The sequence below is a fragment of the Vibrio sp. CK2-1 genome (assembly GCF_021726515.1).
In the GTDB taxonomy this organism is placed as follows: domain Bacteria; phylum Pseudomonadota; class Gammaproteobacteria; order Enterobacterales; family Vibrionaceae; genus Vibrio.
In genome coordinates this window covers 1-15,345 of record NZ_JAKKCJ010000006.1, presented here as the reverse complement: position 1 = coordinate 15,345, position 15,345 = coordinate 1, and the positions used below count along the sequence as shown (strand labels likewise).

The 15,345-nt window shown below is 43.0% G+C and carries 13 protein-coding genes and 5 tRNA genes; 3 read left to right on the top strand and 15 right to left on the bottom strand.

What is annotated here, in order from left to right:
* Window positions 1-101 precede the first annotated feature (101 nt).
* The 12 genes from rpoB to L3V25_RS13955 form a co-directional block, all read right to left on the bottom strand.
* The gene (gene rpoB, locus L3V25_RS14010; RefSeq protein WP_237296118.1) at window positions 102-4,130 is read right to left on the bottom strand and encodes a DNA-directed RNA polymerase subunit beta; all 4,029 of its coding nucleotides are present in this window, start codon (window positions 4,128-4,130) and stop codon (window positions 102-104) included.
* Between the two features lie 279 nt (window positions 4,131-4,409).
* Entirely contained in the window at window positions 4,410-4,778 is a 369-nt protein-coding gene (rplL, locus tag L3V25_RS14005; RefSeq protein ID WP_237296117.1) for a 50S ribosomal protein L7/L12, read from the bottom strand.
* A 57-nt stretch (window positions 4,779-4,835) separates the two neighbouring features.
* Window positions 4,836-5,327, bottom strand: a complete 492-nt coding sequence (gene rplJ, locus L3V25_RS14000; protein ID WP_089124754.1) for a 50S ribosomal protein L10 — start codon at window positions 5,325-5,327, stop codon at window positions 4,836-4,838.
* A gap of 286 nt (window positions 5,328-5,613) precedes the next feature.
* Entirely contained in the window at window positions 5,614-6,318 is a 705-nt protein-coding gene (gene rplA / locus L3V25_RS13995; protein WP_237296116.1) for a 50S ribosomal protein L1, read from the bottom strand.
* A 4-nt stretch (window positions 6,319-6,322) separates the two neighbouring features.
* A complete protein-coding gene (gene rplK / locus L3V25_RS13990) occupies window positions 6,323-6,751 on the bottom strand; it encodes a 50S ribosomal protein L11 (RefSeq protein WP_017026547.1) in 429 nt (142 codons plus the stop codon).
* Between the two features lie 144 nt (window positions 6,752-6,895).
* Window positions 6,896-7,444, bottom strand: a complete 549-nt coding sequence (gene nusG / locus L3V25_RS13985; RefSeq protein ID WP_027695384.1) for a transcription termination/antitermination protein NusG — start codon at window positions 7,442-7,444, stop codon at window positions 6,896-6,898.
* A 12-nt stretch (window positions 7,445-7,456) separates the two neighbouring features.
* Window positions 7,457-7,834 (bottom strand): preprotein translocase subunit SecE, encoded by a 378-nt coding sequence (gene secE / locus L3V25_RS13980; RefSeq protein ID WP_027695385.1) that lies wholly within the window; start codon window positions 7,832-7,834, stop codon window positions 7,457-7,459.
* A 253-nt stretch (window positions 7,835-8,087) separates the two neighbouring features.
* The gene (gene tuf / locus L3V25_RS13975; protein ID WP_089137635.1) at window positions 8,088-9,272 is read right to left on the bottom strand and encodes an elongation factor Tu; all 1,185 of its coding nucleotides are present in this window, start codon (window positions 9,270-9,272) and stop codon (window positions 8,088-8,090) included.
* Window positions 9,273-9,384: 112 nt separating this feature from the next.
* Window positions 9,385-9,461 (bottom strand) — tRNA-Thr (locus L3V25_RS13970).
* 27 nt (window positions 9,462-9,488) lie between these two features.
* A tRNA-Gly gene (locus L3V25_RS13965) sits at window positions 9,489-9,563 on the bottom strand.
* A 71-nt stretch (window positions 9,564-9,634) separates the two neighbouring features.
* Window positions 9,635-9,719 (bottom strand) — tRNA-Tyr (locus tag L3V25_RS13960).
* A 45-nt stretch (window positions 9,720-9,764) separates the two neighbouring features.
* Window positions 9,765-9,840 (bottom strand) — tRNA-Thr (locus L3V25_RS13955).
* A gap of 207 nt (window positions 9,841-10,047) precedes the next feature.
* On the opposite strand from L3V25_RS13955, the gene coaA reads away from it, so the two are divergent.
* A complete protein-coding gene (coaA, locus tag L3V25_RS13950; RefSeq protein ID WP_237296115.1) occupies window positions 10,048-10,986 on the top strand; it encodes a type I pantothenate kinase in 939 nt (312 codons plus the stop codon).
* A gap of 19 nt (window positions 10,987-11,005) precedes the next feature.
* Here the strand turns inward: coaA and birA are convergent, their stop codons facing one another.
* Both birA and murB read right to left on the bottom strand, forming a co-directional pair.
* Window positions 11,006-11,983 (bottom strand): bifunctional biotin--[acetyl-CoA-carboxylase] ligase/biotin operon repressor BirA, encoded by a 978-nt coding sequence (gene birA / locus L3V25_RS13945; RefSeq protein WP_237296114.1) that lies wholly within the window; start codon window positions 11,981-11,983, stop codon window positions 11,006-11,008.
* 15 nt (window positions 11,984-11,998) lie between these two features.
* Window positions 11,999-13,048 (bottom strand): UDP-N-acetylmuramate dehydrogenase, encoded by a 1,050-nt coding sequence (gene murB / locus L3V25_RS13940; protein ID WP_237296113.1) that lies wholly within the window; start codon window positions 13,046-13,048, stop codon window positions 11,999-12,001.
* Window positions 13,049-13,114: 66 nt separating this feature from the next.
* On the opposite strand from murB, the gene L3V25_RS13935 reads away from it, so the two are divergent.
* Both L3V25_RS13935 and pssA read left to right on the top strand, forming a co-directional pair.
* Window positions 13,115-13,552 (top strand): GNAT family N-acetyltransferase, encoded by a 438-nt coding sequence (locus tag L3V25_RS13935; RefSeq protein ID WP_237296112.1) that lies wholly within the window; start codon window positions 13,115-13,117, stop codon window positions 13,550-13,552.
* Between the two features lie 86 nt (window positions 13,553-13,638).
* A complete protein-coding gene (gene pssA, locus L3V25_RS13930; protein ID WP_237296111.1) occupies window positions 13,639-14,979 on the top strand; it encodes a CDP-diacylglycerol--serine O-phosphatidyltransferase in 1,341 nt (446 codons plus the stop codon).
* 288 nt (window positions 14,980-15,267) lie between these two features.
* Here pssA and L3V25_RS13925 read toward each other — a convergent pair.
* Window positions 15,268-15,344 (bottom strand) — tRNA-Asp (locus tag L3V25_RS13925).
* Window position 15,345: the final 1 nt, after the last annotated feature.

Genomic DNA, 15,345 nt, shown 5'->3' with positions numbered 1-15,345 from the left:
AGGAGTTAAGAGACGCTCAAATTGAACGCCTCTTTTCTACCGGGTTAAATCCGAGAGTTCTTTATCATTAATCGCAGCATTTGCTGAATAAATAACAATGATTACTCTTCGTCTTCTAGCTCGATGTTAATACCTAGCGAGCGAATCTCTTTCAACAATACGTTGAACGATTCTGGCATGCCAGGCTCCATGCTGTGGTCGCCATCGACGATGTTTTTGTACATCTTCGTACGGCCATTCACGTCATCAGACTTAACAGTTAGCATTTCTTGAAGCGTGTAAGCAGCACCGTATGCTTCTAGTGCCCATACTTCCATCTCACCGAAACGCTGGCCACCGAACTGAGCTTTACCACCAAGTGGTTGCTGAGTTACTAGGCTGTAAGAGCCAGTCGAACGTGCGTGCATCTTGTCATCAACCAAGTGGTTCAGTTTCAGCATGTACATGTAACCTACCGTTACAGGACGCTCAAACTTATCACCCGTACGACCATCGTATAGGTCTAATTGACCTGACGTTGGAAGATCAGCAAGCGCAAGCAATTCTTTAATCGCTGGTTCGTTTGCACCATCGAATACAGGTGTAGCAATCGGTAGACCGCCACGCAAGTTTCCGATTAGAGTACGGACTTCATCATCAGACAGTTCAGCAATGTTCACTTCTTGGCGAGTCTCGCCTAAGTCATAAACTTTCTGTAAGAACTCACGGAACTTAGCCAGTTCTTGTTGCTCTTTCACCATCTGGTTAATCTTGTCGCCAATACCTTTCGCTGCAAGACCTAAGTGAACTTCAAGGATCTGACCGATGTTCATACGTGATGGTACACCCAGTGGGTTCAACACGATGTCAACAGGTTGACCTTTTTCATCATAAGGCATGTCTTCAACAGGGTTGATCTTAGAGATTACACCTTTGTTACCGTGACGACCCGCCATCTTATCACCAGGCTGAATGCGACGTTTAACTGCAAGGTAAACCTTAACAATCTTCAGTACGCCCGGTGCAAGATCATCACCTTGAGTGATCTTACGACGCTTAGTTTCAAACTTCTTATCAAAGTCAGCTTTTAGCTCATCCCACTGCTCAGCAAGTTGCTCAAGCTGAGACTGCAGTGCATCGTCTTCTAGTGTTTGTACTAACCACTGCTTACGATCCATTGAGTCTAGTTTCGCTTCAGAGAAGCCACCAGAAATCAGCAGAGAACGAACACGCGCTAATAGACCACCTTCAAGAATTTGGAACTCTTCAGTTAAGTCTTTCTTCGCGTCTTTCAGCTGCATTTGTTCAATTTCAAGCGCACGCTTGTCTTTTTCTACGCCATCGCGAGTAAAGACTTGAACATCAATGATAGTACCTGAGATAGAGTTAGGTACACGTAGTGACGTATCTTTAACATCAGATGCTTTTTCACCGAAGATCGCACGTAGTAGTTTCTCTTCAGGAGTCAGTTGCGTTTCACCTTTAGGCGTTACTTTACCAACTAGGATGTCGCCACCCTTCACTTCAGCACCAATGTAAACGATACCTGACTCATCTAGTTTAGATAGAGCAGACTCACCTACGTTTGGAATATCAGCTGTAATTTCTTCGCTACCAAGCTTGGTATCACGAGCCACACAAGAAAGCTCTTGAATGTGAATCGTTGTGAAACGGTCTTCTTGAACTACGCGCTCAGATACTAAGATTGAGTCTTCGAAGTTGTAACCATTCCAAGGCATGAATGCGATACGCATGTTTTGGCCAAGTGCAAGCTCACCAAGGTCGGTTGAAGGACCATCAGCAAGAACGTCACCACGTGAAACAGGTTCACCCGGTAGTACGGTTGGACGTTGGTTAATACATGTGTTTTGGTTTGAACGGGTGTACTTAGTTAAGTTGTAGATGTCGATACCAGCTTCACCTGGAACCAACTCATCTTCGTTAACTTTAATTACGATACGAGAAGCATCGACAGATTGAACTGTACCGCCACGTTTCGCAACTGCTGTTACACCTGAGTCAACCGCTACATTACGCTCAATACCAGTACCGACTAGAGGCTTATCAGCTTTTAGTGTTGGTACTGCTTGACGTTGCATGTTTGCACCCATCAATGCACGGTTCGCATCATCGTGTTCTAGGAACGGGATAAGCGAGGCAGCGATAGATACAACTTGGTTTGTTGCCACGTCCATGTAGTTAACATGGTCACGTGGGTGAAGACCAGATTCACCTTTCTGACGAGCAGTGATTAGCTCATCGGCAAAACGACCTTCGTCTGTCAAGTGTGCGTTCGCCTGAGCGATAACAAACTGACCTTCTTCAATAGCAGAAAGGTAATCCACTTCTTCAGTTACAACACCATCAACAACGCGACGGTACGGAGTCTCTAGGAAACCGTATTCATTACAACGAGCAAACGCTGATAATGAGTTGATCAAACCGATGTTTGGACCTTCTGGCGTTTCGATCGGACATAGACGACCGTAGTGAGTTACGTGAACGTCACGTACTTCAAAGCCAGCACGCTCACGTGTCAAACCGCCAGGACCTAATGCAGAAATACGACGCTTGTGCGTTACTTCTGACAACGGGTTGTTCTGATCCATAAATTGAGAAAGCTGTGACGAGCCAAAGAACTCTTTCACTGCTGCCGAAATCGGCTTAGCATTGATAAGGTCTTGAGGCATGATCGCATCTAAATCACCAAGACTTAGGCGCTCTTTCACTGCACGTTCAACACGGACTAGACCAACACGGAATTGGTTTTCAGCCATTTCACCAACAGAACGGATACGACGGTTGCCAAGGTGGTCAATATCATCCACTTCGCCAATACCGTTACGGATACCGATCAGTTTCTTCATTACCGCAATGATATCCGTTTCATCAAGGATACCTTGGTCTTGCGCATCTTCACGTTCGATAGAGCTGTTAAACTTCATACGACCAACAGTCGATAGATCATAACGCTCTTCTGAGAAGAATAAGCTTTGGAATAAAGATTCTGCTGCTTCTTTCGTTGGTGGCTCACCAGGGCGCATCATACGGTAGATTTCTACAAGCGCAGAAATACGATCCGTTGTGCTGTCAACACGTACAGTGTCTGACATGAATGGGCCATGGTCTAAGTCATTAGTAAACAGAACTTCAAGCTGCTTGTAACCCGCTTGAGAAAGGTTCGCTAATGCTTCTAATGAAATTTCTTGGTTCGCTGCAACGATCAGTTCGCCAGTTGATTCATCAACAAAATCTTTAGACGCAACTTTACCGACGATGTACTCAACCGGTACTTCGATAAATTCAACGCCATCTTTTTCAAGATTACGGATATGACGAGCCGTTACACGACGACCAGCTTCTACGTAAACCGTACCATTTGCTTCAATATCAAATGATGCTGTTTCACCACGTAGACGATCTGGTACCAACTCCATTAATAGAGTTTGGTCTTTTACTTCAAAGCGCACTTTTTCAAAGAAGATATCTAGGATCTCTTCTGTTGTTTTACCTAGTGCACGTAAAATAATTGATGCAGGAAGCTTACGACGACGGTCGATACGTACGTATAAGTTATCTTTCGGGTCGAATTCAAAGTCCAACCACGAACCACGGTAAGGAATAACACGTGCGTTATAAAGCACTTTTCCTGACGAATGGGTTTTACCCTTATCGCTGTCGAAGAACACGCCTGGGCTTCGGTGCAACTGGGATACGATAACCCTCTCAGTACCATTAATTACGAAGGTACCGTTGTCTGTCATGAGTGGAATTTCACCCATGTAGACTTCTTGTTCTTTGATGTCTTTTACAGTACCTGCTGGTGCGTCTTTATCAAATACAACTAGACGCAGTTTAACGCGTAGTGGTTTTGAATAAGTGACACCACGAATTTGACATTCTTTCACGTCAAATACTGGTTCACCAAGACGGTAGCTAACGTATTGCAGCTCAGAATTGCCGTTATAGCTCTGAATTGGAAAAACAGAACGGAAAGCAGCTTCAAGACCGTATTGACCTTCAGGATCTTGTTCAATGAACTTGTCGAATGAATCGAGCTGGATCGATAGCAAATATGGAACGTCCAATACTTGTGGACGCTTACCAAAATCCTTACGGATGCGCTTTTTCTCGGTATAAGAGTAAACCATGGGGTTCCTCAGCTAGCTGATAAGTGACCCAAACTGCCCAAGACACGTTTCATATCAAATTAATTGATAAAACGGGGACAGTGACTAACAACACTGTTTATGTGGATACATCCTAATCTCATCTGAACGTTTTTATTTCAGCAGAGCCTTAGCGATGTTTTTTGCTGGGTCATAGATGCCTAAACAGCGGGAAAATTAATCTATGCCCTACAGCGCAAAAAGGCCGGTGGTTAATTAACCACCAGCCATTAGCCTTTCGGCTAAGAAATTAAGTATAAATTACTTAACTTCAACAGAAGCACCAGCTTCTTCTAGTTGTGCTTTAAGAGCTTCAGCTTCTTCTTTAGAAACGCCTTCTTTAAGCGGAGCTGGAGCACCGTCAACTAGACCTTTAGCTTCTTTAAGACCTAGGCCAGTTGCGCCACGTACTGCTTTGATAACAGATACTTTGTTAGCGCCAGCAGCAGTTAGGATCACGTCAAATTCAGTTTGCTCTTCAGCAGCGTCACCGCCAGCTGCGCCGCCAGCAACAACAGCTGCTGCAGCAGAAACGCCGAATTTTTCTTCCATAGCTTCGATAAGCTCAACAACTTGCATTACAGACATTTCTGCAACTGCGTCTAGGATTTGCTCGTTAGTAATAGACATAACAATTCTCTTTTAAGTTAACAATAAGTTTATTTAGCAATCAATAAAAAGCAAGGCTTATGCAGCGTCTTGTTTTTGATCGCGAACAGCAGCGATAGTACGTACCAACTTGCCAGCAGAAGCTTCTTTCATGCACATCATCAAGCGTGCAATTGCTTCGTCGTAAGTAGGTAGTGTCGCTAGTACATCAGCGTCAGTAACCGCGCCTTCAAATGCAGCAGCTTTGATTTCAAATGCTTTATTCTCTTTAGCGAAGTCTTTGAAAAGACGCGCAGCAGCACCTGGGTGCTCGTTAGAGAAAGCGATCAAAGTTGGACCAACGAATACGTCTTTCAGACATTCGTAGTCTGTACCGTCTACAGCACGACGAGCTAGTGTGTTACGAACAACTTTCATGTAAACGCCAGCTTCACGAGCTTGTTTACGTAGAGAAGTCATCGCGCCAACAGCAACGCCACGAGAGTCAGCAACAACTGCAGAAAGTGCACCACTGGCTGCTTCGTTAACTTCAGCAACAATTGCTTGTTTGTCTTGAAGATTTAAAGCCATTTGGATTTACTCCTGGTTGTAGTTACACCACTCATTAATATTAATGAGCGTTCTTACGGTGCATTCCCAAATGAATATTTCTTTACAAAAATACGACCATCCGTTCGGGCACCATCTACGTAGGTATTATTAAGTTAATCAATATTACTATTGCTCAACGCCTACGGTCTTGGATGGAAGCATCATTTGCTCTGCCTTTTCCTAAAAAGAACTAGGCAAAATAAGCAACACTCCAACCATAATTAGGCGCGAAATTATACACAAATCTCGTACCTAAGCAAATTAATTAAGCAACGGTTGTTTTCAACGTCGCTTGATCAACTGCAACACCAGCACCCATAGTGGTAGAGATGCTTACTTTCTTCAGGAAAGTACCTTTCGCTGAAGAAGGTTTTGCTTTCTTAAGCGCCACTAGAAGAGCTTCTAAGTTCTCTTGTAGTTGGCTTGCTTCGAAAGTAGCTTTACCAATAGTAGTGTGGATGATGCCATTTTTGTCGTTACGGTAACGAACCTGACCAGCTTTAGCGTTCTTAACCGCTTCAGCAACGTTAGGAGTTACAGTACCAACTTTAGGGTTAGGCATAAGGCCACGTGGACCTAAGATAGTACCTAGTTGACCAACAACACGCATTGCATCTGGAGAAGCAACAACAACGTCGAAGTTCATTTCGCCTTTTTTCACTAGCTCAGCTAGATCTTCCATACCAACGATATCTGCGCCAGCGGCTTTAGCTGCTTCAGCGTTTGCACCTTGAGTGAACACTGCTACGCGGATGTCACGGCCAGTACCATGTGGAAGTACTGTTGCGCCACGAACGTTTTGGTCTGATTTACGAGCATCGATGCCTAGGTTTACAGCAACGTCTACGCTTTCTACGAATTTAGCCGTTGCTAGTTCTTTAAGAAGAGCGATAGCTTCGTTGATTTCGTATTCTTTAGTAACATCCACTTTGTTGCGGATAGTTTTCATACGCTTAGTAAGTTTTGCCATGATCTTATCCCTCTACCACTAGGCCCATTGAACGAGCAGTACCCGCGATAGAACGCTTCATCGCTTCGATGTCTGCGCCAGTCATATCTGCAGCTTTAGTTTCAGCAATCTCTTGTAGCTGAGCGTCAGTAACAGTACCAACTTTCTCAGTGTTTGGACGGCCAGAACCAGACTTAACGCCAGCAGCTTTCTTAAGAAGAACAGCAGCAGGTGGAGTCTTAGTTACAAATGTGAAAGAACGGTCGTTGTATACAGAGATAACAACTGGGATTGGAAGACCTTTCTCAACAGATTCTGTTTTTGCGTTGAACGCTTTACAGAATTCCATGATGTTTACGCCGTGTTGACCTAGTGCAGGACCAACCGGTGGACTTGGGTTTGCCATACCAGCTGCAACTTGCAGTTTGATATAAGCTTCTACTTTCTTAGCCATTTTAATTCCTAAATTTTGGGTACAGACGCTAATCGCTTGATCAGCTCCCCGCTAGCTTTACATGAATACCTGTAAAAAGGCGCGAAATTATAGTCAAACTTCACGCCTGAAACAAGTCTTTTGATGCTTTATTAAGCAAATTTATTAGTCCGACTTTTCAACCTGACTGAATTCAAGCTCAACCGGTGTTGCACGACCAAAGATCGATACAGACACTTTTAGGCGGCTCTTTTCATAGTCAACTTGCTCAACCGTACCATTGAAGTCAGCAAATGGGCCTTCAGTAACACGAACCACTTCACCTGCTTCAAATAATGTTTTCGGTCTTGGAGCTTCGCTCGCCTGCTCTAAACGATTCAAGATAGCATCAGCTTCTTTATCGGTAATTGGAGCAGGACGATCAGAGGTGCCACCAATAAAGCCCATAACACGCGGAATACTACGTACTAAGTGCCATGATTCATCATTCATTACCATTTGGACTAACACGTAGCCTGGAAAGAATTTACGCTCACTCTTACGACGTTGACCAGCGCGCATTTCCACCACTTCTTCAGTAGGTACTAATACGTCACCGAAAAACTCTTCCATAGCGTGCATTTTGATATGTTCGCGAAGAGATTGTGCAACACGGCCTTCAAACCCGGAAAAGGCTTGAACCACATACCAGCGTTTTTTTGGTGCTTCACTCATGTTTAAAACCCCTTACACTCCAGTTGCTAGAGCAATTAGACGAACCATGATGCCGTCAATTCCCCATAGCAATAGAGCCATTACAATACTTACAGCTAATACGATAAATGTTGTTTGCATTGTTTCTTGGCGTGTAGGCCAAACCACTTTGCGCACTTCAAGTTTTGCTTCGCGAGCAAATACAATCGTAGCTTTACCTTTCGTTGTCAGAGCCGCTACACCAAGGGCAGCTGCAATTAAAATAACAACGGCTGCTGCACGAATCGCAACAGACATTTCACCATACAGGTAATTTCCCACAACAGCAGCAGCTAGCAGTGCAAAAGTGATAAACCACTTAAAAGCATCTGCCGCTTTTGAGCTCTCATGAGTTTCAGCTTTGGCTTTCATAAACAAACCTGTGAAAAGTTTTACTTAAAAACGACAATAACCCCGCAACTGGCAGGGCTAACTCATTAGTCTAGGACAAGCCTTCGACTAAATAAATTAGATATAAATCTAATACAATTCTTTGCTGAGTCAGTTACAAAACGACCAATTTATGCCTTCATTTTGTTCAGCGTAGAAAAAGGGCATCAAATGATGCCCTTTTTGATAGTCGTTAGTCAAATACAATTCGTATTTAAACTTAAAGTTTGGCTAATTAAGCGATAACTTTCGCTACAACACCAGCACCAACTGTACGGCCACCTTCACGGATAGCGAAACGTAGACCTTCATCCATCGCGATTGGTGCGATTAGAGTAACAGTCATTTGTACGTTATCACCAGGCATTACCATTTCAACACCTTCAGGTAGTTGAATGTCGCCAGTTACGTCAGTTGTACGGAAGTAGAACTGTGGACGGTAACCTTTGAAGAATGGAGTGTGACGACCACCTTCATCTTTCGAAAGTACGTATACTTCTGATTCGAAAGTTGTGTGTGGGTTGATTGAACCTTTAGCAGCCAATACTTGACCACGTTCAACGTCATCACGCTTAGTACCACGTAGAAGTGCACCAACGTTCTCACCTGCACGACCTTCGTCAAGCAGTTTACGGAACATTTCAACACCAGTACAAGTAGTCAATGTAGTATCTTTGATACCAACGATTTCTACTTCGTCACCTACGCGTAGGATACCACGCTCGATACGACCAGTTACAACAGTACCACGGCCTTGAATTGAGAATACATCTTCAATTGGTAGTAGGAACGGTTGGTCTACTGCACGCTCTGGCTCAGGAATGTAAGAATCTAGTGCTTCAGCAAGCTCAATGATTTTCGCTTCCCATTGCTCTTCGCCGTTTAGTGCGCCTAGAGCTGAACCTTGGATTACTGGTAAGTCATCACCTGGGTAATCGTACTCAGAAAGAAGTTCACGAACTTCCATCTCAACTAGCTCAAGAAGCTCTTCATCATCAACCATGTCACATTTGTTCATGAATACGATGATGTAAGGGATACCAACCTGACGACCAAGTAGGATGTGCTCACGAGTTTGTGGCATAGGACCATCAGTTGCAGCAACTACTAGGATACCGCCGTCCATTTGCGCAGCACCAGTGATCATGTTTTTAACATAATCGGCGTGTCCTGGGCAGTCTACGTGTGCGTAGTGACGTGCTGGAGTATCGTACTCAACGTGAGAAGTTGCGATTGTGATACCACGCTCGCGCTCTTCTGGAGCGTTATCGATAGATGCGAAGTCTTTAGCTACACCGCCGTACACTTTTGCAAGTGTAGTACAGATAGCAGCAGTAAGAGTTGTTTTACCGTGGTCAACGTGGCCGATAGTACCAACGTTTACGTGCGGTTTCGTACGTTCAAATTTTTCTTTAGACATGGATAGTCCCTCTAGGTACGGATTTAGGTGGCTTGAATGACCACGTAACCAAAAAATAATAGTACTTTTTAGTAAAGTAAGTGTATCTCAATCGGAAAATATTGCTTAAAACTGGTGCTGATACCCAGACTCGAACTGGGGACCTCACCCTTACCAAGGGTGCGCTCTACCGGGCTGAGCTATATCAGCATTACATTGTTTTATAAAATACAGAATTGGAGCGTGCGGCGGGAATCGAACCCGCATCATCAGCTTGGAAGGCTGAGGTAATAGCCATTATACGACGCACGCACACGTGTAACTCTGAGCGCTATTTTCACAATTTATCTACATTCGTTTTGATTATAAAACAAATGTCAATATGGTGGAGGGGGACGGATTCGAACCATCGAAGGCGGAGCCGGCAGATTTACAGTCTGCTCCCTTTGGCCACTCGGGAACCCCTCCAAATTTTTTGTTGCTTGCCGCCTCTTTCATCTAAATAGAAAGAGATGGTGCCGACTACCGGAATCGAACTGGTGACCTACTGATTACAAGTCAGTTGCTCTACCTACTGAGCTAAGTCGGCGCAAGTGGAGCGAATTCTATTGAATGTTCCAAAAGCTTGCAAGGGTAAAATGCAAAAAACCATTATTTTCATTAATGGAATAAGAAATTGGGTATAAATAAGGCAAAAACTTGCTAATTTACTACTAAAGTCACCTAACGCTTATTTGAAATCAACGGCGCTTGGTGTATCTTCGCTCATCCTTTTTGGTTATTTTCGAGTCCTTCTATGAATCCGTATCTTTCATACAACAGAAGTCAGTGGTCTGAATTACGTAATTCTGTGCCAATGACACTTACCCCTGAAGATTTGGAAGAACTACAAGGGATCAATGAAAGCTTGTCGATGGAAGAAGTGACAAAAATTTATTTGCCACTATCTCGCCTACTCAATTTATATGTCGAAGCTCGCCAAAGCCGCAACCAAGTACTGCATCAATTCTTTAGCCCTCAGTTTTTAAAGAAACAAGAGAAATCTCCCCCTTTTATTATTGGTATTGCAGGAAGTGTCGCGGTTGGCAAAAGTACCACAGCAAGATTATTAACCGCCTTGTTATCTCGTTGGGAAAATCACCCTAAAGTTGAGCTCATTACAACGGACGGTTTTTTACACCCCAATGAAACCTTGCTGAATAATAATTTGATGACCAAAAAGGGTTTCCCAGAGTCTTACGACACTAAGTCATTGGTTGAGTTTTTAAGTGATGTCAAAGCTTGCAAGCGAAACATTCAAGTGCCTGTTTATTCACACATTACTTACGATATTACCGATGAGGTTAAGGTAGTCGATCAACCTGACGTGTTGATTATTGAGGGGCTAAATGTTCTACAAAGTGGTAGTGATTACCCAGAAAGCCCTTTCAAAGTATTCATCTCTGACTTTTTGGATTTTTCTATTTATGTTGATGCAGATACTCAGCAGATAGAAGAATGGTATGTTTCGCGATTTATGAAGTTACGTAAAGGGGCATTCACTAAGCCCGGTTCGTACTTTAGCCATTACACCAAACTCACTGAGCAAGAATCGATTGATAAAGCCAAGAGTATTTGGAACTCGATCAATGGCATCAACTTACAGCAAAATATTCTACCCACCAAAGATCGAGCACAACTGATATTACGCAAAGGTGCCGATCATATGGTGGAAGAGGTTCACCTAAGAAAGTAGCACCGCTTGGTTACGGCGATTAGTCCGCTTTTCTTAATGAAATTTCGCCACCAACATAAGTTTCTAGCCCTTGTTCGGTTTCCAGTAAAATGCCGCCTTGCTGGTTGATACCTTTACCGATACCGTAAATTTCTTTGTTACCCATTAATAGCTTGATGGGCTTATCTTTAAAATTATCTAATTCATTCCAGCGCTTCACAAACGAGACCATACCTTGCTCCTCATATTGTTCAAGCACCTGTTGCCAAGCTCTGATCAACTCTATTACCAGTTGATTTCTTGATGGCATATTATCATTGAACACTTGATTTAAATTGGCCCACGGCTGATCGATAGCGTCGGTATCTGCCTTCATATTAATGTTCAGGCCCATCCCTATTACCAGATGAGCAACACCACCAGTTTGCGCAGACATTTCGACCAAAATACCGGCTAGTTTTTTATCTTCGAAATAGAGATCATTAGGCCATTTTAATTTCAGGCCTGTCGCGCCTAAAGCTTCTAATGCATCAACAATCGCAACCCCGATAGCAAGGCTTAACCCCATTGCAGCGGCGACTCCCGACTCCAACTGCCAATACATTGAAAAGTATAGATTAGAGCCAAAAGGAGATGCCCATTGACGCCCTCTTCTTCCTCGACCTTTTGCTTGATACTCCGCCACGCACACCGCACCACTCGGTAAAGAATCGATGCTGTCGAGAAGATACTGATTGGTTGAGTCAATAACTGGAAATAGCTCAACGGGAATCGATGAGGCAGACTGGATGATGTCATAATCTAATAAGTCGATAGGTGAAGAAAGCTGATAGCCTTTTCCTTGAACTCGATAGATATCAATCCCCCACTCTTGGATCCCTTTGATATGTTTACTAATTGCCGCCCGTGAGATACCAAGCAACTCACCTAAATCTTCGCCTGAATGAAACTCACCATCCGACAATTGTTTGATGATACGTAGCTTAACGTCATGTAATTTAGGTTTGCTATCTGTCATGGGGTACCAATCTAATTATTGAAAGCGATCTGCAAAGATAATTTCTAAACGCGTTTCTTGGGTAGCATTAAAGAATCTCACTTCATGCTCCAATTCCACGCCATATTTATCCAGCACAGCATGTTTAACATACCAGGCAAGTTCAAGAACATCATTAGAGGTCGCATTATCGACATTCACAATAACCAGAGCTTGTTGAGGATGTACTTGCGCACCACCTATCTGGTGACCTTTCAAGCCGCAACGATCAATCAGCCAGCCTGCCGCAATTTTAACCCCACCTTCAACGTCAAAGCCGTTCAGATCAGGGTAAAGCGCTTGTAATTCTAGGTAATTCTCATGGCTAATCACTGGGTTTTTGAAAAAGCTGCCGGCATTTCCCGTCACATTAGGATCAGGCAGTTTAGAGCGACGAATATCACACACATGCTCAAAAACAGCGTGAGGCGTGGTAAGCAAATCTTTTTCCGACTTTAATGGGCCGTAGGTAAAATTAGGTTGCCACTTCGAAAGGAGCTTTAACCCAATAGAGGTGATGATAACTTTACCTAACAAATCATTTTTAAATATCGAATCTCGATAGCCAAACAGACACTCTTGAGCAGTTAAGCGAATAATATCGAGTGTCTCGAGATCTAAGTATTCAACATAATCACATATATCTTTAAATTCAACGCCATAAGCGCCAATGTTCTGTATAGGGGCACTACCGGCACAACCTGGAATTAAGGCTAAATTTTCTAAGCCAGGGATGTCTTGTTCTAATGTCCATTCCACTAAACTCGGCCAATCTTCACCGCCCGCGATAGTTAGATAAATAGAATCATCACGGGTAGAAACGGTTTTTCCTAGTAGTTTATTAATAACCACCACACCGTGGAAAGGTTCGGTGAATAGCACATTACTGCCTTTACCCAAGATCAACTTAGGTAAGTCTTGCCACTCAGGGTTGCGGTAAGCGGAAATTAAATCATCTACCGTTGTCGCTTCCACAAGAACATCACAAGGCACATCAATGCCAAAAGTATGGAAAGGTTTGAGGTTTACATTATTATTTACATTCATACGTTTGATTACCTAAGCGCGTGTCGTACTATTCTACCTTATACACTTAATAAACACAGTGCCTGTATGACTGAAGTTAATTTTCAACCGCTTGAAAGTATTAAAATACCGCTCATTAAGCCTATCTATAAAGCTTTCTACCCTTCGGCCAAACCGAAAAAAAATGAACAAGTAGTCGTTGGCTACCATCAACAGAAAATTATTTGTATTGTCCGGTTTCGTCCCATTGAAAACTTTACGCTTCTCACTGGTATGTTAGTTATTCCAGACTACCGAGAGCAAGGTATTGCTAGCCAATTATTAACATTTTGTCAGGCTCATTATTTATCCGAGAATAGTTTTTGCTTCGCCTACCAGCACCTTGAATCGCTATATCAATCGGCGGGGTTCTCTGTCGTGGAAGTCGAGCAGCTTCCCAATTCACTGCAACAGCTATTTATACGTTACACAAGTAGCGGCAAAAAACTTCTACCAATGCGATATCTACCTACAGTTCTGACATAACTTCTTGTTCATATGTAGGAATAATGACGATTAATTTGGTAAAATAATAAGCCAAGACATTAGCAGCATGTAAGGTTCATAAAAATATGATAGCTAGTAAGGAATTACTCGAACAGCTACCAACCATAGCTCAAGATCCAAACGCTTTTGAAGTGCTCTTTTCTGCACAACAATTCCGTGATCGGCTATTGTCTGAAATCAAACAAGCAACACAGCGCATTTACCTTGTCGCCTTATATCTCGAAGATGACGACGCTGGCCGTCAAATTCTGACCGAACTCTATGAGGCAAAACAACGCAACCCTGATCTTGATGTTACGGTGTGTGTTGACTGGCACCGAGCACAACGTGGATTAATAGGCGCCGATCAAAGCGAAGGTAATGCGGCTTTATATAAAGAATTTGCGCAAAAGTACCAGCATCCAATTTCTATTTTAGGCGTGCCTGTTCGTGGAAAAGAAGTCTTTGGTGTATTACACCTCAAAGGCTTTATTATTGATGATACCGTTATATATAGCGGTGCGAGCCTAAATAATATCTATCTGCACCATAGCGACAAATACCGTTTTGACCGCTACCATATCATGGTAAATCCAGCGCTAGCCGATTGTATGGTGCAATATATTCAGCAAAATATTAGCAACAATCCAGCCGTCAATTGCTTATCACAAGTAGAGCGACCTGCAACTAAAACGTTAAAGCCTGCAATCAAACAATTTCGCGCTCTGCTTGCTCAATCTCGATACGAGTTTACTCCAGAGGAGATTAAACAAGGCGAAGTGGGTATCACACCATTAGTGGGAGTTGGTAAGCGTCGCAATAAGTTAAATCTACATATTAATAATCTTATCGCTTGTGCTGAAAAAGAAATCACGATCCTAACACCTTATTTTAACTTTCCTAAGAGTATCGCTAAAGAAGTAAAAAGAGCGATAAAACGAGGTGTTAAGGTGACCATCATTGTCGGAGATAAGACCGCTAACGATTTTTATATTCCGCCAGAAGAAGATTTTAAAACCATCGCCGGCCTACCTTACTTATACGAGCTCAACTTACGTCACTTTGCGCGTATCAATGAAGGCTATATTGCGAGTCGCCAGCTATCTATTCACCTTTGGAAGCATGACACTAATAGCTTCCACCTAAAGGGGATGTGGATTGATAAGGAATATATGTTAATCACAGGTAATAACTTTAACCCTAGAGCCTGGAAGTTAGATTTAGAGAATGGATTACTAATTAAAGATACCGAGCAATTACTCACCGAGCAGTTTGACAATGAACTCTCATCTATTCTCGAACATACCAATTTAATCGGCAGCTATAAGCAATTAGACACTCTTGAAGATTACCCTGAAGATGTGCAAAAACTCATACGTAAAATAAAAAGAGTCAGAGCTGACCGGATCCTAAAGCAAATCCTATAAATATTCTCATAGCCCAAGCACATAACTTGGGCTTTTTTATGCCAAAAGATCAGCTCCTCAGTTCTATCCCTTCAGCTTTATGCTCTTTATTTAGGATTAGAGAATGCTAATGACGGAGTAGAAGAAACACCCTAATACCTTACTCGGTATACCCAAAGTGATAACCCACCCGCTTTTAACCAACAACAACCAACTGAATAAGCACGTTTTAATACTGATTCTTCTATATTTCATTTTCGACAGACGAAAAAAAACCTGACTCTTTCGAATCAGGTTTCTTAAAATAAGTGGCGGAGTGGACGGGACTCGAACCCGCGACCCCCGGCGTGACAGGCCGGTATTCTAACCAACTGAACTACCACTCCG

What these genes read in the sequence shown, in the direction of transcription:
- L3V25_RS13935 (WP_237296112.1), top strand. Translation starts at nt 13,115, where the DNA reads ATGACTGAAGTTAATTTTCAACCGCTTGAAAGTATTAAAATACCGCTC.
- secE (WP_027695385.1), bottom strand. Translation starts at nt 7,834, where the DNA reads ATGAAAGCCAAAGCTGAAACTCATGAGAGCTCAAAAGCGGCAGATGCT.
- rplK (WP_017026547.1), bottom strand. Translation starts at nt 6,751, where the DNA reads ATGGCTAAGAAAGTAGAAGCTTATATCAAACTGCAAGTTGCAGCTGGT.
- coaA (WP_237296115.1), top strand. Translation starts at nt 10,048, where the DNA reads ATGAATCCGTATCTTTCATACAACAGAAGTCAGTGGTCTGAATTACGT.
- nusG (WP_027695384.1), bottom strand. Translation starts at nt 7,444, where the DNA reads ATGAGTGAAGCACCAAAAAAACGCTGGTATGTGGTTCAAGCCTTTTCC.
- murB (WP_237296113.1), bottom strand. Translation starts at nt 13,048, where the DNA reads ATGAATGTAAATAATAATGTAAACCTCAAACCTTTCCATACTTTTGGC.
- pssA (WP_237296111.1), top strand. Translation starts at nt 13,639, where the DNA reads ATGATAGCTAGTAAGGAATTACTCGAACAGCTACCAACCATAGCTCAA.
- rplJ (WP_089124754.1), bottom strand. Translation starts at nt 5,327, where the DNA reads ATGGCTTTAAATCTTCAAGACAAACAAGCAATTGTTGCTGAAGTTAAC.
- birA (WP_237296114.1), bottom strand. Translation starts at nt 11,983, where the DNA reads ATGACAGATAGCAAACCTAAATTACATGACGTTAAGCTACGTATCATC.
- rplA (WP_237296116.1), bottom strand. Translation starts at nt 6,318, where the DNA reads ATGGCAAAACTTACTAAGCGTATGAAAACTATCCGCAACAAAGTGGAT.
- rplL (WP_237296117.1), bottom strand. Translation starts at nt 4,778, where the DNA reads ATGTCTATTACTAACGAGCAAATCCTAGACGCAGTTGCAGAAATGTCT.
- tuf (WP_089137635.1), bottom strand. Translation starts at nt 9,272, where the DNA reads ATGTCTAAAGAAAAATTTGAACGTACGAAACCGCACGTAAACGTTGGT.
- rpoB (WP_237296118.1), bottom strand. Translation starts at nt 4,130, where the DNA reads ATGGTTTACTCTTATACCGAGAAAAAGCGCATCCGTAAGGATTTTGGT.